Below are 17,640 nucleotides of genomic sequence, written 5' to 3' on the forward strand. Positions count from 1 at the left end.
CGCGGAGTCCGTCGTCGGCTGAAGACCCGCCCGCAGCGACCAGACGAGATCAGCAGGAGCACACCATGGAGAACCGCCAGCAGCCCTCGGGGATGCCGATTCACAAGTACACGCCGTTCCACGAGCAGATCCGCGTCGAGCTGCCCGACCGCACGTGGCCGACCAAGCGCATCACGCACGCACCCCGCTGGTGCGCCGTCGACCTGCGCGACGGCAACCAGGCCCTCATCGACCCGATGAGCCCCGAGCGCAAGCGGGTCATGTTCGACCTGCTCGTGCGCATGGGGTTCAAGGAGATCGAGGTCGGGTTCCCGAGCGCGAGCCAGACCGACTTCGACTTCGTCCGCACGCTCATCGAGCAGGATCTGATTCCCGACGACGTCACCATCCAGGTGCTCACGCAGTGCCGCGAGCACCTCATCCAGCGCACCTACGAGTCCATCAAGGGCGCGAAGCGCGCGATCGTGCACTTCTACAACTCGACGAGCGTGCTGCAGCGTGAGGTCGTGTTCCGTAGCGACCGCGAGGGCATCAAGGAGATCGCGCTCGAGGGCGCGCGCCTGTGCCGCTCGTTCGAGGCGATGGTGCCCGGCACCGAGGTCTTCTACGAGTACAGCCCCGAGAGCTACACGGGCACCGAACTCGAGTACGCCGTCGAGGTGTGCAACGCCGTGCTCGAGGTGCTCGAGCCGACGCCCGAGCGCAAGGTCATCATCAACCTGCCCGCCACGGTCGAGATGGCGACGCCGAACGTGTACGCCGACTCGATCGAGTGGATGAATAGGCACCTCGCCCACCGCGAGAACGTGCTGCTCAGCCTGCACCCGCACAACGACCGCGGCACGGCTGTCGCCGCCGCCGAGCTCGGCTACCTGGCCGGGGCCGATCGCATCGAGGGCTGCCTGTTCGGCAACGGCGAGCGCACCGGCAACGTCGACCTCGTCGCGCTCGGCATCAATCTCTTCACGCAGGGCATCGACCCGCAGCTCGACTTCAGCGACCTCGATGAGGTGAAGCGCACGGCCGAGTACTGCAACCAGCTCAAGGTGCACGAGCGCAGCCCGTGGGCGGGCGACCTCGTCTACACGGCCTTCAGCGGCAGCCACCAGGACGCCATCAAGAAGGGCTTCGAGGCGATGGATGCTCGGGCTCAGGCCGCGGGTGTGACGACCAACGACATCCCCTGGGGTGTGCCCTACCTTCCCGTCGACCCGCAAGATCTGGGTCGCTCCTACGAGGCGGTCATCCGCGTCAACTCGCAGTCCGGCAAGGGCGGCGTCGCCTACCTGCTGAAGACCGACCGCAAGCTGGACCTGCCGCGCAAGCTGCAGATCGAGTTCAGCCACGTCGTGCAGGCGAAGACCGATGCGGACGGCGGCGAGGTGACGAGCGACCAGATCTGGGAGATCTTCCAGGACGAGTACCTGCCCGCGCCGCAGGCCGACGCCAAGTGGGGTCGTTTCGAGCTGCTGTCGACCCGCACCGCCTCCGACATGACTGGCACGGTCACGCTCAACGCGTCACTGCGCGATGGTGAGGAGATCGCCGCGACCGAGGCGACCGGCAATGGTCCCGTCGCGGCGTTCCTCAGCATGATGGAGAGCCACGGCTTGAGCATCCGCCTATTCGACTACGTCGAGCACGCGCTGAGCGCGGGCGGGGATGCTCTCGCCGCGTCCTACGTCGAGCTCGAGGTGAACGGCCGCACCCTGTGGGGTGTCGGCATCGACGCCGACATCTCGACCGCGTCGCTCAAGGCCGTGGTCTCGGCGGTCAACCGCGCCATCCGGCTCGACGCGCCCGACCGCGCGGGAGAGCTCGTCGGGGCGTAGCAGCGTGAGCCGCCCGGCGGCGGCCCGGCGACGGGCCGCCGCCGCATCCGACCCGATCTGCACCCGTCAGGAGGCGCGCGTCATGAGGCGGTCGCTGCCCACTCGGCGAAGCGGATGCCCGGACCGGGCACCCCGGTGGTGTGCAGCCCGGCGCGGTAGGCGGCGACGAGTTTGCCGGGCGCGCGCCACTGCGTGACCCGGCGTGAGGCCGCCTCCGCAGACGAGCCGTGCGCGACGAGCCACTGCCGGGCGAGCTCGGCCATCGGCAGCACCTCGGGGCCGCCGAGGTCGTCGACACGCGCGTTCGCCGGCTCCACGGCCGCGAGCGAGACGAGGCGGTCGGCGACCGCCGCAGTGCTGATGGGCTGGAACGGCGCGTCGAGCGCGATCACGCGGGGCAGGAGACGCTGAGCGCGGAAGAACCCCGCCACGAAGCCGTGGAACTGCGTCGCCCGCAGAATCGTGTACGGCACGCCGGAGCCGGCGACGAGTTCTTCACACGCGAGTTTCGCGCGGTAGTAGCCGAGCGGCACGGCGTCGACGCCCACGATCGACAAGTACACGAGGTGGTGCACCCCCGCGGAACGAGCAGCGTCGACGAGGCGCTGGGTCGCGCGAGCATCCGACCGTCGGTTCGTGGCGAGATGCAGCACCGTGTCGACGCCGTCGAGCGCCTCGCGCAGGCCGACTCCCGACTGCAGGTCGGCGATGGCATGCGCGTCGCCGGGACGGCGGCTCAGAATGCGCGGTTCGACGCCGGCTGCGCGCAGAGCTTCGACGGTGGGGCGGCCGAGGGTTCCGGTGCCGCCGGTGATGAGCAGGGTCACACTCCGATTCTGTCGCAATCGAGCGGCTACCCGCGCGAGCGGCTCGCACCGGGGATGGGGGAGCGACGCCTCACGTGCGCCGCGAAGCCGACGACCGGGATCGACGACGTCGTCGGGTGCAGGTGGATCACACCAGTGGATGTCGTGACCGTGCGGCTGCCCTCCTCCGGCGCCGGGTCGCCGTCGCGCCTTCCGCGTCGGGGGATGGAGGGCAGCTTGGGCAGGCGAGTGATCGCCTGCTGCTCGGGCAAGCTCCAGCCGAACAGCACCGACGCCATGCGCACCCCGACGGTGATCGCCACACCGGCCGTGCCCGCTACGAACACGTCGACCTCAAACGCCAGCAGCACGGCGATGGTGCCTGAACCTGCCGCCGCCGCGACGGCGTAGAGCGAGCCGACGTGCATGAGCGCGATGGGCAGGTTGAGCAGCAGGTCGCGCAGAATCGAGCCGCCCACGGCGGCGAGGACGCCGACGAAGACGGCGGCGACCTCGGGCAGGCCGAGGGCGAGCGCCTTAGTCGTGCCGATCGCGCCGAACAGGCCGATCGTGAGCGCGTCGAGCACGGTGATGAGTGGGTTGACCCGTGAGAACACGCGCTCGAGCAGCATGCCGAGGAGCGCCGCACCGGTGGCGACGAGAACGTACCAATTGGTTTGCAGGGTCGCGAGCGGAACGTTGAGCAGCAGGTCGCGCAACAGACCGCCGCCGAAGCCGACGACGATGCCGATGATCGCGACGCCGAGCCAGTCGAGTCTGCGGTCGCGAAACTGCGCCGCGAACAGTGCCCCCTGCAGCGCGCCAATGCCGACGGCGAGGAGATCTGCCCACAGCGGGATCACGAAGAGCTCGTCCACGAGCCCCATTCTGTCGCCCGGTGCTGCCTGCGTGGCGCCCGCGAGCATCCTGACCGAGCCCCGGGTAGGGCTTGGGCGTGTTCGTGTGTTCCTGACCTGAACTGGTAGACTTTGTTCTAGTCAGAGTGACTATAAGTGCGAGTGCAGACCGCGTCGCCATGTGCGAGAGGAGAGCCCTGATGTCCGCAGCATCACCCGACATCGCCCTCGCCGTGTCGACGGTCATCTTCGCTCTGCGCGACGCCGCGCACGGGGAGGGCGACGAGAGCCCCGCGCCGAGCGTGTGGCTGCCGCTGGTGAGGCGCATCCGGGAACCGCATCTGGGCCGATGGGCGCTGCCCGGCGGCTCCGTCGTCGTCGACGAAAGCCTCGAGGCCGCGGCGCGGCGCACCCTCGCCGAGACCACCCAGCTCGAGCCCACCTACCTCGAGCAGCTCTACGCCTTCGGCGACGTCGACCGCTCGCCCGGCGGACGCATGGTGTCGATCGTCTACTGGGCGCTCGTGCGGCCCGACGAGGCCGAGCGTGTGAGTCTCGGCGAGAACGTGCAGTGGTTCCCCGCCGATGACCTGCCCGAGCTCGCCTTCGATCACAACCTCATCGTCGACTACGCGCTATGGCGCCTGCGCACCAAGATGGAGTACTCGCGCATCGCCCACGCCTTCCTCGGCCCGATGTTCACGCTCGCCGAGCTGCGCGGCGTGCACGAGGCCGTGCTGCAGCGGCCCCTCGACCCCGCGAACTTCCGCCGCCAGATGGAATCCTCCGGCGCGATCGTCCCCACCGATCAGGTCGTCACGGGCGGCCGCCACCGCCCACCGCGGCTCTACCGGTACAACTCCGACATCGAGCTCGTCGATGTCGGGCCCCTGACCACGGCGCGCGAGCCTCGCGCGGCCCTCACCCGCTAGGAATCCCGCATGACCACTCTCGACACCACCATCCGCGCGATCACCAACGGCACCGCGCCCGGCGACACCTGCACGCCCGACCTCGCGAGAGGGCCGTGGGAGTTCGACGCGGAACCCGGGTACGGCCCGGGCTCCTCGATGTTCGACGTGATTCCGACGGGCAGCCCGCGGCAGGGAGCGCTGCCAGCCGCCTACCAGGACGAGTCGACGGAAGACCTGCACCGGCGCATCCGTGAGGCCAAGGATGCTCTGGGCGACCGCCTCGTCATCCTCGGGCACTTCTACCAGCGCGATGAGGTCGTGCAGCACGCCGACTTCCTCGGCGACTCCTTCCAGCTGGCCAACGCGGCGCTCACGAAGCCCGACGCCGAGTACATCGTGTTCTGCGGGGTGCACTTTATGGCAGAGACGGCGGACATCCTCGCGCGGCCCGACCAGACGGTGATCCTGCCGAACCTCGCCGCCGGCTGCTCGATGGCCGACATGGCCGACGAGGACTCCGTCGAGGCCGCGTGGGAGGAGCTGCTTTCGGTGTACGGGGATGAGCCCGACGCCGACGGACGCGCGCCCATCATCCCCGTGACGTACATGAACTCCTCGGCGGCGCTCAAAGCCTTCTGCGGACAGCACGGCGGCATCGTTTGCACGTCGTCGAACGCGTCGACGGTTCTGGACTGGGCGTTCGAGCGGGGGCAGCGGGTGCTGTTCTTCCCCGACCAGCACCTGGGCCGCAACACCGCCAAGGCGATGGGGGTGCCGCTGACGCAGATGCCGATGTGGAACCCGCGCAAGCCCCTCGGCGGCTCGACGCGCGACGAGCTGCTCGACGCGCGCGTCATCCTGTGGCACGGGTTCTGCAGCGTGCACAAGCGCTTCACGGTCGACCAGGTGGTCGCGGCGCGCGAGTCGCACCCGGGGGTGCGAGTGATCGTGCATCCCGAATGCCCCATGCCGGTCGTCGACGCGGCCGACGAAGCGGGCTCGACCGACTACATCCGCCGCGCCGTCGCCGACGCGACCGAGCCGACGACGTTCGCGATCGGCACCGAGATCAACATGGTCAACCGGTTGGCGGCCGAGTACCCGCAGCACACGATCTTCTGCCTCGACCCCGTCATCTGCCCGTGCTCGACCATGTACCGCATCCACCCCGGGTACCTCGCCTGGGTGCTCGAGGAGCTCGTCGCCGGCCGCGTCGTCAACGAGATCGCGGTCGCGTCGACAATTCAAGACGATGCGCGCCTGGCGCTCGAGCGGATGCTCGCAGCGAAGCCGCGCGGATAGGCCGCGACATGGCGCACATTCTCGTCATCGGCAGCGGCATGGCCGGGCTCATCACCGCGATTCGAGCCGCGCGGTACCACGACGTGACGATCGTCACGAAGGACGTGCTGACGGCGGGTTCCACGTCGTGGGCGCAGGGCGGCATCGCCGCGGCGGTCTTCGGTGACGATAGTCCTGAGTTGCACGCACAGGACACGCTCGATGCGGGCGCTGGGCTGTGCGACCCGGAGGCCGTACGGGTGCTGACCTCGGAGGGCCCGGCGCGCATCATGGACCTCGTGGCGCTCGGCGTCGAGTTCGACGCCGCGGGTGGGGCTGTTCCGCCGTTCGAGCCCGTGCGCGACTGGGCGCGAGGTCTGGAGGCGGCGCACTCGGTGGCGCGCATCCTGCACGCGGGTGGGGATGCGACCGGTCGCCTCATCGAGGCGGCTCTCGCCGCCGCGGTCGGCACCGGCCGCATCCGGGCGCGGGAGTTCGCCCGTGCGAACGAGCTTCTCGTGCGCGACGACGCCGTCGTGGGTGCCGTCGTGCAGACGACGGCGCCGGGTGCGATAGCGAGCGTCGAGACGATCAGGGCTGACGCCGTCGTGCTCGCCACCGGCGGCAGCGGTCGCCTGTACCGCCATACGACCAATCCGCCGGTCTCGACCGGGGACGGTGTGGTGCTCGCCTACGCGGCGGGAGCGGCTCTCGCCGATCTCGAGTTCGTGCAGTTCCATCCCACGGTTCTCGCCGGCGGCGGACTCGTGTCAGAGGCGGTGCGCGGCGAGGGTGCCGCCCTGCTCGACGAGTCCGGCCGCCGCTTCATGCTCGAGGTCGATCCGCGTGGCGAGCTCGCTCCCCGGGACATCGTGGCGCGCGCGATCGCCCAGCAGATGCGGCGCCAGGATGGTCGGCCCGTGCTGCTGGACGCGACGATGCTGGGCGCATCCCTGCTGCGCGAGCGCTTTCCCACCATCGACGCGCTCGTGCGCGCGACGGGCGTCGACTGGACGCGCTCCCCGGTGCCGGTCACCCCGGCTGCGCACTACGCGATGGGGGGAGTGCTCACCGACATGGATGGTCGCACGACGCTGCCGGGCTTGTTCGCTGTGGGCGAAACCTCGTCGACGGGCGTGCACGGGGCCAACCGGCTCGCCTCCAACTCGCTGCTCGAGGCGGTGGTGGTCGGGTGGCGCGCGGGGGACGCGGTGTCGCGCCCGCACGACCCGCCCGCGCTCGCACCAGTCGTGTCAAGAACTCAGGACGATCCGACCGCTGCGTCAACAACTCAGGACTATCCCGCCCGCGCGATGAGCGGCGAGCCCGTGCTGCTCGACGTTGCGATCGCGCCCGACGCGCTGCGGGACGGGGTTCGCGACTGGACGGCCGGCACCATCAAAGATCACGCATGGGCAACGCTCGGCCTGGAGCGTGACGGCACCGAAATGTCGACTCTCGCCCAGAAACTCGCGGATGCCCGGCCGGCCGACGACGAAGCGCGCAGTCTTCTGCCGCTCGCGCGCCTCACCTGCGCCGCGGCCCTCGCACGCAGGGAATCCCGAGGCGCTCACGCCCGCACGGACTACCCGACCCTGGATGCCGCGCAGCGCCTGCGGCGAGTCTTCGTGCGCCCCGATCGCGATGGTCCTGAGTTGTGGACGAACAGGTCGGGTCCCGCGTCACGCCGCACCGAGGAGGTGCCGGCATGATCGGCGCGAGCGCAACGGGACGCGCCAGCGACGGAGTCGCCCAGGAGAACGCAGATGCGCCCCGTTCCGCAGTGCTCGCCGTCGTCGACGCAGCCCTCGCCGAGGACGCCCCGTGGGGAGACGTGACCAGCGAGGCGGCCATCCCGGCTGCGGCCCGCGCGACCGCTCGCGTGGTGAGCCGCAGCGCCGGCGTGCTCGCTGGCGGTCTCGCGCTCGAGCTCGCGTTCGCCCGCGCCGACGGCAACCTCGAGGTTGAGCGGCACCTCGACGACGGTGCCGCGCTCGAACCCGGCGCGCTCGTCGCGACGGTGCACGGCTCGGCCCGGAGCATCCTGCTGGGGGAGCGCGTCGCGCTCAACCTCGCACAGCGTCTCAGCGGCATCGCCACGCTCACCCGCCGCTACGTCGACGCGGTCGCCGGTACGAGCGCGCGCATCGTCGACACCCGCAAGACCACGCCGGGTCTGCGCGCCCTCGAGAAGGCCGCAGTGCGGGCCGGTGCTGCCCACAACCACCGCTTCTCGCTCTCGGACGCGGTCATGCTCAAAGACAACCACCTCGCGGTGCTGGCCGCCCAGGGGCTCGACCTGACGGACGCGATCCGGGCAGTGCGCGCGCGCATCCCCCACACGATGCACCTCGAGGTCGAAGTGGACCGGCTCGAGCAGCTGCCGGCCGTGCTCGCCGCGGAGCCCGACACGATCATGCTCGACAACTTCACGCTCGCCGAGCTGCGCGACGGTGTCGCGCTCATCGCCGGACGCGCCATCGTCGAGGCGAGTGGCGGCGTCACCCTCGACACGGTGCGCGCGATCGCCGAGACCGGCGTCGACGTCATCTCGGTCGGCGCGCTCACCCACAGCGCTCCGGCGCTCGACCTGGGCCTCGACATCGACATCGACATCGACCTCGACATCGACCGCGCGCCGGTGCCGTGAGCATCATCGACCTCGATCAGGCCGCGACGGGGGCCGTGCGTCGCGAGGTGCTTGAGGCGATGTGGCCGTACCTGACCGGCGACTACGGCAACCCGTCGAGCACGCACGCGCTCGGGCGCAGCGCGGCGGCGGGGCTCGATCGAGCCCGCGCCGTGATCGCCCGCGCCACCGGAGTGCGCCAACCCCAGGTCGTGCTCACGGGCGGCGGCACGGAGGCCGACAACCTCGCCGTCATCGGGCTGACGCTCGGAGCGATCGCGAGCGGCCGCGGACGGCACGTGATCGTGAGCGCGGTCGAACACGAGGCGGTGCTCGCCGCGGCCGACTACCTCGCGCGGTGGCACGGCGTCGAGGTCACGCGCCTGCCCGTCGACAACTCAGGACGAACGGATGCTGCGCTCCTGCGCTCCGCCCTCCGAGACGACACCGCGCTCGTGAGCGTGCAGCACGCCAACAACGAGGTCGGAACGGTGCAGCCCGTGCACGCGCTGGGCGAGGAGGCTCGCGAGCGCGGCGCGCTCTTCCACGTCGACGCCGTGCAGACCGCGGGGTGGCTGTCCCTTGACCCGGCGGATAGTCCTGAGTTGTTGACGGCCGACGCCGTGAGCGTCTCGGCCCACAAGCTCGGCGGGCCCAAGGGCGTGGGCGCGCTCATTCTGCACACGCGCGCGCGGCTCGAGCCGATCATCCACGGCGGCGGCCAGGAAGGGGAGCGTCGCAGCGGCACAGAGAACGTGGCGGGAGCGGTGGGGCTCGCCGTCGCGCTGCAGCTCGCGGGGGAGGAGCGCGAGGCGCATCCCGACCGGTGGAGCGCGGAAGCAGCCCGTCGCGACGCGTTCATCGCGGCCGTCGTGGCGGCCGTACCGGGTGCGCAGCTCACCGGCCACGCGGTCGAGCGGCTGCCCGCCCACGCCTCGTTCGTCGTGCCGGGGCTGGGGGGCGAGCCCCTGCTGCAGGCGCTCGACGACCGCGGCATCCTCGCCTCGAGCGGGTCGGCGTGCGCCGCTGGCCGCGACGAGCCCTCGCCGGTGCTGCTCGCGATGGGCTACGAGCCCGACACGGCGCGCACGGCGATCCGCTTCACCTGGGGTTCGTCGACAACTCAGGACGATCTCGACCGAGCCGTGGCGACCCTCGCCGATTCGGCGGCTGCGCTGCGTCGCTGAGCCCACGCGCGTCGCGATAGTCCTGAATTGTGAACGCCCCGCGGGGGAGCGGCCCCCGCGCAGGCGAGCGCGCGATACTGGGGCGGTGCCGACCTACCGAGACGAAGCAGTCGTGCTGCGCACCCACAAGCTGGGCGAGGCCGACCGCATCATCACGATGCTCGGTCGGCAGCACGGCAAGATCCGCGCCGTCGCGAAGGGCGTGCGCCGCACGGCGAGCCGCTTCGGCAGCCGCCTCGAGCCCTTCATGGTCGCCGACCTGCAGCTGTACCGCGGCCGCAGCCTCGACATCATCCAGCAGGCGGTGAGCCTCGGCTCGTACGGTGACGAGATCAGCGCCGACTACGCCCGCTACACGGCCGCGAGCGCGATGGTCGAGACCGCCGACAAGGTCACGGGCGACGACGGCGGTGGCCCCCAGCAGTACCTGCTGCTCGTCGGGGCGTTGCGCTCTCTCTCGCGCGGCGAGCACCATGCGAGCCTCACCCTCGACTCGTATCTGCTGCGCGCCCTGTCGATTGCGGGCTGGGCGCCGAGCTTCGCCGACTGCGCCGTGACGGGCGCGCCGGGCCCGCACAGTGCGTTCGTCGTGCAGCTGGGCGGCATGGTGGCGGATGCCGTGGCGCCTCCCGGCGCCCCGCGCGTGAGCCCGGCGACCCTTGAGCTGCTGGGCGCGCTCCTCACCGGCGACTGGCCGACCGCGGATGCCGCCGACGAGCGGGCCCGCGCGCAGGCGAGCGGGCTTATCGCCGCCTACACGCAGTTCCACCTCGAGCGCGGGCTGCGCTCGCTGCCCCACGTCGACCGCGCACTGCACGTCGAGCCGGCGCTGCACCGGGGGTCCGCCGACCCCGCGAGCCCCGCGCCGGCGACGTCGACGACGCAGGAGTACGCGTGAGCAGAGCATCCCGACCCGCCGAACCGCTGCGCCCTCTGGATTGGACGGGCGAGCATCCCCCTGCGGTGCGGAGGGAAGCGGTGCCGAAGCACGTCGCGATCGTCATGGACGGCAACGGTCGCTGGGCGAACCGTCAGGGCCTCACGCGCGTCGAAGGCCACCGGGCAGGCGAGGCGAGCCTGCTCGACGTCGTGGCCGGCGCCGTGCAGATCGGCGTCACGCACCTCAGCGTCTACGCTTTCAGCACCGAGAACTGGAACCGCAGCCCCGACGAGGTGCGCTTCCTCATGGGCTTCAACCGTGAGGTGCTGCGCCGTCGCCGCGACCAGCTCGACGCGTGGAACGTGCGCATCCGTTGGGCCGGCCGCCGCCCGAGGCTGTGGCGCAGCGTCATCAGCGAGCTCGAGGAGGCGCAGCGTCGCACGGCGGGCAACACGGGGCTGACGCTGACGATGTGCGTCAACTACGGGGGCCGCGTCGAGATCGTGGATGCTGTGCGCGCGATCGGCGAGGAGGTCGCCGCCGGGCGGCTCACGCCGGGGCGCATCACCGAGCGTACGATCGCCCGCCATCTCTACGAGCCCGACCAGCCCGATGTCGACCTGTTCGTGCGCTCGAGCGGCGAGCAGCGCACGAGCAACTTCCTCCCGTGGCAGAGCGCGTATGCCGAGATGGTGTTTCTCGACACGCTGTGGCCCGACTTCCGCCGCCGCCACCTCTGGGAGGCGATCGCCGACTACGCGTCGCGCGACCGGCGGTTCGGGGGCGCCGTGGATGCGCCCGCCACCGGCAGGTAGCCGCGCGACACTCGCGAGCGAGCAACGCGGGGATGCTCGACTCACGCCCCTCGGAGGTGGATGCTGTGGGGCATGAGCATCAGCCTGGACGCCGCGCGGGGCAGCTTCGGCGATGCGACCGGGTATCTCGCGGTCGCGTCCATGGGCCTGCCCACGAAGCAGACCGTTGCCGCGATCACGCACGACCTCGAGCGGTGGTGCGCTGCCGATCGCGACCCGCAGGGCTACGACCGTCATGTTGCGGCGGCGCGTCGCCACTACGCCAAGATCGTGGGCGTCGATTCCTCCCGCGTCGCGATCGGAGCCCAGACGAGCGTCATGGTGAGCCTGCTCGCGGCCGATCTGCCACCGGGCGCCGAGGTGCTCGGCGTGGAAGGCGATTTCAGTTCAGTGCTGTTCCCGTTCCTCACCAGAGGCGACCTCGTCGTGCGCACGGTGCCGCTCGAGGCTCTCGCCGACAGCGTGGGGGCGTCCACCGCGCTGGTGGCGTTCTCGCTCATCCAGTCGGCGCGCGGTCAGGTGGCCGACGTCGGCGCGATACTCGAGGCCACCCGATTCGTGGGCGCGCGCACCCTGTGCGATGCGACGCAGGCAGCGGGCGTACACACGGTCGATGCGTCGGCCTTCGATGCGACCGTCTGCCACGCCTACAAGTGGCTGTGCTCGCCTCGAGGCGTCGCCTTCCTCACCGTGAGCGAGGAGTGGGGGAGCAAACTGCGCCCGCTGCAGGCGGGCTGGTACGGGGGCGAGGACGTCTGGACGTCCGTGTACGGCCCCGCCATGCATCTTGCGCACGACGCTCGCCGTTTCGACGTGTCACCGGCGTGGCAGGCCTGGATCGGCGCCGAGCCCGCCCTCGAGCTGTTCGCCGAGCTCGACCCGGCTGAAACATGGCGCCACGCTGCGGGGCTCGGCGCACGCCTCACGACCGAGCTCGGGCTGCCCGAGCAGAAGCAGGCGATCGTGTCGATTCCCGATGCCGACGGCGCGCTGCTGGCGGCGGCGCTCGCGGAGGGCATCCGGATCAGCGGCCGTGCGGGCCGCCTGCGCGCCTCCTTCCACCTCTGGAACACGGAAGAGGATGTCGCCGCACTCGTGCGGGTGGTCCGCCGCGCGGGGCTGCCTGAGCCGGCGTGACGCGTCGGCGCGACGGGCGCGCCTCACTAGACTGGGCCATCGTGCCGTGCACCCAGTGCGGCGGATCAAGGAGAGCTCGTGGCATCCAGCAGTCGACTCGATGCGGTCATCGCGCTCGCCAAGCGACGCGGTTTCGTGTTTCAGGCGGGCGAGATCTACGGGGGCTCCCGGTCCGCGTGGGACTACGGTCCCCTCGGAGTCGAGCTGAAAGAGAACATCAAGCGCCAGTGGTGGCGCTCGATGGTGACGCGCCGCGACGACGTCGTCGGGCTCGACTCGAGCGTCATCCTGCCCCGCAAGGTGTGGGAGGCCTCCGGCCACGTCGACGTCTTCAGCGACCCCCTCGTGGAATGCCTCAGCTGCCACAAGCGCTACCGCGCCGACCACCTCGAGGAAGAGTTCGAGGAGAAGAAGGGGCGGCCGCCCGAGGGCGGGCTCGCGGAGGTCGTGTGCGTCAACTGTGGCACGCGCGGCCAATGGACCGAGCCGAAGGAGTTCTCGGGCCTGCTCAAGACCTACCTCGGCCCGGTCGAGGAGGAGTCGGGGCTGCACTACCTGCGACCCGAGACGGCGCAGGGCATCTTCGTGAACTTCGTCAACGTGCTGGGCGCTGCGCGCATGAAGCCGCCGTTCGGCATCGGCCAGATCGGCAAGTCGTTCCGCAACGAGATCACGCCGGGCAACTTCATCTTTCGCACCCGCGAGTTCGAGCAGATGGAGATGGAGTTTTTCGTCGAGCCGGGCAGCGACGAGGAGTGGCACCAGTACTGGATCGACGCGCGCATGGCCTGGTACACCGACCTCGGCATCAAGCCGGAGAACCTGCGCCTGTACGAGCACCCGGCCGAGAAGCTCTCGCACTACTCGAAGCGCACTGTCGACATCGAGTACCGCTTCGGGTTCTCCGGTTCGGAGTTCGGCGAGCTCGAGGGCGTCGCCAACCGCACCGACTTCGACCTCTCGACCCACGCCGCCGCGTCAGGCGTTGACCTCTCTTACTTCGACCAGGGCAAGAACGAGCGGTGGACGCCGTACGTCATTGAGCCCGCGGCGGGTCTCACCCGCTCGCTCATGGCGTTCCTCGTCGACGCGTACGCCGAGGACGAGGCGCCCAACACGAAGGGCGGCGTCGACGTGCGCACGGTGCTGCGACTCGACCGCCGGCTCGCGCCCGTCAAAGCAGCGGTGCTGCCGCTGTCGCGCAACGAGAAGCTCTCTCCCGTCGCGCGCGAGCTCGCTGACACCCTGCGGCAGCACTGGAACGTCGACTTCGACGACGCCGGTGCGATCGGTCGCCGCTATCGCCGTCAGGACGAGATCGGCACGCCGTTCGCGATCACGGTCGACTTCGACACCCTGGACGACCAGGCGGTGACGGTGCGCGAGCGCGACACCATGGAGCAGGAGCGCATCCCGCTCGCCAAACTCGAGGGGTATCTCGCTGCCGAGCTGATCGGCGCCTAGCGCGTCGCGTCACCCGGCTCTCGCGCCCGCGCCGCGCGAGCGCCCCGACACACGTTCGGCCTCCACAATTCAGGAGTCGCGGCGCCCGTCAGGACTTCCCGGGGCTCCTGTCGGCGTGTCGCGCGCTCCGCAAGCCCGCGCCTCCTGAGTTGTGGAGATGCCCGTTGCTTCCCGACCCTCCCAGGGTGGGGGCGCCGGGGCAGATTCCACCGCCTGGGGCCGCACGCGCCGCCGGGGCCGGGCCGGCAGCACCCTTCGACGATGGATGCTGCACTCGTCGTCGCTCGCCACGGCGGCGCGCTCGACCGACGTCGGCTGCGTGAGCTCGGCGCGACCGACCACGATCTGCGTCGAGCGCTGAGCTCAGGAACCCTCAACCGCCCGCGGCGCGGCTGGTATTCGACGTGGCCCGAGCGCGACCCGAGGTTCCGCGCGATGCGCGTCGGCGGGCGACTGACCGGCATGAGCGCCATCGCAGCGATGGGCGGCTGGGTGCTCGGTGAGCATCCGCTGCACGTCGCCGTGGCCATCAACGCCGCCCGCTTGCGAACGCAATGGCGACGCGATCACTCCCGTTCGGATGCCCGCCCCGACGGTGCCGTCGTGCACTGGGGCGCCGCGACGCACGACCGGGGCTCGTCGACCGGAGTCGTCGACCTTGTCGAGGCGCTCGAACTCGTGTGCCGGGTCGAGCCGCTCGAGCAAGCCGTCGCGGCCCTCGACTGGGCGCTCAAGACAGGGCGGATCGACCGTATCGACCGAGCCGCGCTCGCCCAGCGACTGGGGCCGATCGGGCCGCTCGTCGACCTCGCCGACGAGCGCTGCGAGTCGCTGCCCGAGAGCCTCGCGCGCACGCGATTGCGGGCAGCGGGACTGCACGTGCACTCACAAGTGAGCTGGACCGGCGGGCTCGAGCGCATCGACCTCGTCGTCGAGGGCGTGGTCGCGATCGAGGTCGATGGCGAGCAGTTCCACCGCGACACGTTCGAGGAGGATCGGTGGCGCGACCTCGAACTGACCGGCGCGGGGTACCACGCGTTGCGTCCGAGTGCCCGGCAGGTGTTCGGGCAGTGGCGCGCCGTGCAGGCTGCGGTCGAGCGCGCGCTGCGAGCGCGCGGCATCCTCGTGCATCTCCACAATTCAGGAGTCGAGGCCCTCAAGCACCCGGCGACACGCCGGTGGTCAGCAGATCATGCCGCAGTAGCTCGCTTGACTCCTGAATTGTGGAGGTGACCGCAGGGAATACCGCCGCCGCGGTGGCGTTGACCCCAGCATGAGCGAGCCGCTGAGTGTGCAGATCTGGTCGGACGTGCAGTGCCCCTGGTGCTACATAGGCAAGCGCAAGTTCGAGGCCGCGCTCGCCGAGCTCGCGGCCGATCCCGACGCGCCGAACGTGGACGTCGTGTACCGCTCGTTCGAGCTCGCCCCCGACACGCCCGTCGACTTCAAGGGCACGCCGGTCGACTACTTGAGCGACCGCAAGGGCATCGACCCCGAGCAGGCGCGCGCGATGATCGACCGCGTCACGGGCGTCGCCGCCTCGGTCGGCCTCGACTACCGCTACGACGACATCCACCAGACGAACACGGTGCTCGCGCACGAGCTGCTGCACTTCGCCAAGGCGCACGGCAAGCAGCTCGAGCTCAAGGAGCGGCTCCTGCGTGCGTACTTCACCGAGGGCCGCCACATCGGCCGCGGCGACGAGCTCGCCGACTTGGCTGCCGAGGTGGGCCTCGACCGGGAGGCGGCATCGACCGCTCTTGCCGAGCACTCCCACGTGGCGGAGGTCAAGGCCGACATGGCGCAAGCGGTGGCATACGGCATCCAGGGCGTGCCGTTCTTCGTGATCGACGATCGATACGGCATCTCGGGAGCCCAAGAGACCGCCCACTTTGTCGCCGCTCTGCGGCAGGCTGCGGCGGACCGCGCCGAGGCATCGGCATGAACGAGGATGCCCGGCCGACGCCGCTCACCCTGCTGACCCCGTCGGCACCCGCAGGCGAGGCCGCGTGCGAGGGCGACTCGTGCCTCGTGCAGGGCCTGGCGCCCGCCGTCGAAACGCCTCCTCCCACGGCGGACTAGCCGAGCCGCACCTCGCGCCCTCTGCGCCGGCCGTCTCCACAACTCAGGAGATCGCGCTCGGGGCGCCGTGCGACACGCCGGCATGTCGCCGAGAATGCCTCGGCTCGCGCCGCGACTCCTGAATTGTGGAGACGCGCACGGGGTGGGCGGGGTGCTCGGGCTGAGGGCTACCGCGCTGGCAGGGGCTCGGTGATGTCGGCGACGACCGCGCCCAAGGAGGCGAGCAGCTCGTCGGCGGAGACGAACAGCGACGCGCCGTGCGACCCCGCACCGAGCGACACCCGCCGACCCTGCATGCTCAAGTCGGCATAGACGGGCCACGCGGTCGTCGAGCCGAGCGGGGTGATGGTGCCCCGCTCGAATCCGGTGGCGGCGAACGCCTCCGCAGCGTCGGGCAGGCGCAGCTTGGTGACGCCGACGAGGGCCCGAAGCTTCGGCCACGCGAGCTGGCGGTCGCCGGGGACGAGGGCGAAGAGGAAGCTGCCGTCGCGGCGCGCCACGACGAGCGTCTTCACGATCGACGACGGCGGGATGCCGAGCAGCTCGGCGGCCTCCTCGAGCGAGCGGGCGCGCATCCTCTCGACGAACTCGACGTCGAGCCCGCGCGCGACGGCGTCGGCGGCGACGCGATCTCGGCCCTCTTCTGCATCGGTCACGGTGCTCCTCTCGGCACGTAGGCTGAGCCCATGACCTCTCGCGCACCGATCAGGACCGGCATCATCGGCTTCGGACTCGCGGGTCGAGTCTTCCACGCGCCTTTCCTCGCCACGAGTCCGGCGTTCACGATTGCGGCGATCGCGACGAGCAGCGAGGAGCGGGCCGCGCAGGCGGCCGCAGCGCACCCCGGTGCTCAGATCGTGTCGACGGATGCTCTGCTCGCGCTCGCCTCCGCTGGCGACCTCGATCTGGTGGTGCTGGCCTCCCCGCCGCACGTTCATCGCGAGCAGGCGGTGTCGGCGCTCGAGGGCGGGGCGGCGGTCGTGATCGACAAGCCGTTCGTGCCGAGCGTCAGCGATGCGGAGGCGATCATCGCCGCGGCGGAGTCGGCGCAGCGGCCCCTCACGGTGTTCCAGAACCGCCGCTGGGACGGCGACTTTCTGACGGTCGCGCGTCTGCTGGAGCGCGGCGCGCTCGGTGCCGTGCACCGCTTCGAGTCGACGTTCGAGCGCTTCGGCGCGCCGAAGCGGGACCAGTGGCAGGGTCAGATCACGCCGGCGCAGGGCGGCGGCATTCTGTTCGATCTGGGCAGCCACCTCATCGATCAGGCTCTCACGCTGATCGGGCCGGCGACGCTCGAGGTCGCCGAGCTACGGTCGGTGCGGGAGGGGCTCGGCAGCGAGGATGACGCGTTCCTGTCGCTGCGGCACGAGAGCGGCGTGCGCAGCCACCTCACGATGAGCCGGGTGGCGGCGCAGAGCGGCCCCCGTTTCCGCGTTCTCGGCGATGAGAGCGGGTACAGCGTGTACGGCCTCGACGGGCAGGAGCCGGCCCTCAAGGTCGGGCGCTGGCCGGGCAGCGAGGGCTACGGCGAGACTCCCGCGGCCCAGTGGGGCCTGCTGGGCGTCGACAACGGCGAGCAGCCGCTCACGCCGGTGCCCACTGAGGCGGGCGGATACCCCGACTTCTACGCGCAGGTCGCGGCGAGCATCCGAGACGGCGCCCCTGTGCCGGTGGATGCTCGCCACGCCCTCGAGACCGTGCGCATCATCGAGCAGGCTCACGCCCTGAACCCGCGCTGACCGGACGCTGCGCGGGA

16 protein-coding genes and 1 pseudogene are annotated in these 17,640 nt (G+C 70.9%); 14 read left to right on the forward strand and 3 right to left on the reverse strand.

Annotated elements, in window-relative coordinates:
- Positions 1-65 precede the first annotated feature (65 nt).
- Positions 66-1,832 carry a 2-isopropylmalate synthase gene (leuA, locus tag RJQ01_RS07775; protein ID WP_350476173.1) on the forward strand — a complete coding sequence of 589 codons (1,767 nt, stop codon included), beginning with the start codon at positions 66-68 and terminating at the stop codon, positions 1,830-1,832.
- An 80-nt stretch (positions 1,833-1,912) separates the two neighbouring features.
- Here leuA and RJQ01_RS07780 read toward each other — a convergent pair whose 3' ends face one another.
- Together RJQ01_RS07780 and RJQ01_RS07785 are read right to left on the reverse strand one after the other, a co-directional pair.
- Positions 1,913-2,659 (reverse strand): SDR family oxidoreductase, encoded by a 747-nt coding sequence (locus RJQ01_RS07780; protein ID WP_350476174.1) that lies wholly within the window; start codon positions 2,657-2,659, stop codon positions 1,913-1,915.
- 221 nt (positions 2,660-2,880) lie between these two features.
- Positions 2,881-3,525, reverse strand: a pseudogene (locus RJQ01_RS07785) (trimeric intracellular cation channel family protein); the annotation flags it as partial.
- 170 nt (positions 3,526-3,695) lie between these two features.
- Between RJQ01_RS07785 and RJQ01_RS07790 the strand changes: the two are divergent.
- From RJQ01_RS07790 to RJQ01_RS07845, 12 genes are all read left to right on the forward strand, one after another.
- Positions 3,696-4,427, forward strand: coding sequence for an NUDIX hydrolase (locus RJQ01_RS07790; RefSeq protein WP_350476175.1), 732 nt, complete (start codon positions 3,696-3,698; stop codon positions 4,425-4,427).
- A 9-nt stretch (positions 4,428-4,436) separates the two neighbouring features.
- Positions 4,437-5,711 (forward strand): quinolinate synthase NadA, encoded by a 1,275-nt coding sequence (nadA, locus tag RJQ01_RS07795; protein ID WP_350476176.1) that lies wholly within the window; start codon positions 4,437-4,439, stop codon positions 5,709-5,711.
- Positions 5,712-5,719: 8 nt separating this feature from the next.
- The gene (gene nadB / locus RJQ01_RS07800) at positions 5,720-7,402 is read left to right on the forward strand and encodes an L-aspartate oxidase (RefSeq protein ID WP_350476177.1); all 1,683 of its coding nucleotides are present in this window, start codon (positions 5,720-5,722) and stop codon (positions 7,400-7,402) included.
- Positions 7,399-8,340 carry a carboxylating nicotinate-nucleotide diphosphorylase gene (nadC, locus tag RJQ01_RS07805; RefSeq protein ID WP_350476178.1) on the forward strand — a complete coding sequence of 314 codons (942 nt, stop codon included), beginning with the start codon at positions 7,399-7,401 and terminating at the stop codon, positions 8,338-8,340. The genes nadB and nadC overlap by 4 nt, the downstream gene beginning before the upstream one ends.
- Positions 8,337-9,506: a cysteine desulfurase family protein gene (locus RJQ01_RS07810; protein ID WP_350476179.1), complete on the forward strand. Its 1,170-nt coding sequence runs from the start codon at positions 8,337-8,339 to the stop codon at positions 9,504-9,506. The genes nadC and RJQ01_RS07810 overlap by 4 nt, the downstream gene beginning before the upstream one ends.
- A gap of 85 nt (positions 9,507-9,591) precedes the next feature.
- Positions 9,592-10,404 carry a DNA repair protein RecO gene (recO, locus tag RJQ01_RS07815; protein WP_350476180.1) on the forward strand — a complete coding sequence of 271 codons (813 nt, stop codon included), beginning with the start codon at positions 9,592-9,594 and terminating at the stop codon, positions 10,402-10,404.
- Entirely contained in the window at positions 10,401-11,201 is an 801-nt protein-coding gene (locus tag RJQ01_RS07820; RefSeq protein WP_350476181.1) for an isoprenyl transferase, read from the forward strand. The genes recO and RJQ01_RS07820 overlap by 4 nt, the downstream gene beginning before the upstream one ends.
- Positions 11,202-11,273: 72 nt before the next feature.
- Positions 11,274-12,338, forward strand: coding sequence for an aminotransferase class V-fold PLP-dependent enzyme (locus RJQ01_RS07825; protein WP_350476182.1), 1,065 nt, complete (start codon positions 11,274-11,276; stop codon positions 12,336-12,338).
- 78 nt (positions 12,339-12,416) lie between these two features.
- Positions 12,417-13,802, forward strand: a complete 1,386-nt coding sequence (locus RJQ01_RS07830) for a glycine--tRNA ligase (RefSeq protein WP_350476183.1) — start codon at positions 12,417-12,419, stop codon at positions 13,800-13,802.
- A 261-nt stretch (positions 13,803-14,063) separates the two neighbouring features.
- Positions 14,064-15,035 (forward strand): endonuclease domain-containing protein, encoded by a 972-nt coding sequence (locus tag RJQ01_RS07835; RefSeq protein ID WP_350476184.1) that lies wholly within the window; start codon positions 14,064-14,066, stop codon positions 15,033-15,035.
- Positions 15,036-15,075: 40 nt separating this feature from the next.
- Entirely contained in the window at positions 15,076-15,747 is a 672-nt protein-coding gene (locus RJQ01_RS07840) for a DsbA family oxidoreductase (RefSeq protein WP_350476185.1), read from the forward strand.
- Positions 15,744-15,884, forward strand: a complete 141-nt coding sequence (locus RJQ01_RS07845; RefSeq protein WP_350476186.1) for a hypothetical protein — start codon at positions 15,744-15,746, stop codon at positions 15,882-15,884. Before RJQ01_RS07840 ends, RJQ01_RS07845 begins: the two co-directional genes overlap by 4 nt.
- Positions 15,885-16,051: 167 nt before the next feature.
- Here RJQ01_RS07845 and RJQ01_RS07850 read toward each other — a convergent pair whose 3' ends face one another.
- The gene (locus RJQ01_RS07850; protein ID WP_350476187.1) at positions 16,052-16,540 is read right to left on the reverse strand and encodes an aminoacyl-tRNA deacylase; all 489 of its coding nucleotides are present in this window, start codon (positions 16,538-16,540) and stop codon (positions 16,052-16,054) included.
- Positions 16,541-16,570: 30 nt separating this feature from the next.
- Between RJQ01_RS07850 and RJQ01_RS07855 the strand changes: the two genes are divergently transcribed.
- Positions 16,571-17,623 (forward strand): Gfo/Idh/MocA family protein, encoded by a 1,053-nt coding sequence (locus tag RJQ01_RS07855; RefSeq protein WP_350476188.1) that lies wholly within the window; start codon positions 16,571-16,573, stop codon positions 17,621-17,623.
- Positions 17,624-17,640: the final 17 nt, after the last annotated feature.

Source organism: Microcella sp. (genome assembly GCF_040286215.1).
GTDB lineage: Bacteria > Actinomycetota > Actinomycetes > Actinomycetales > Microbacteriaceae > Microcella.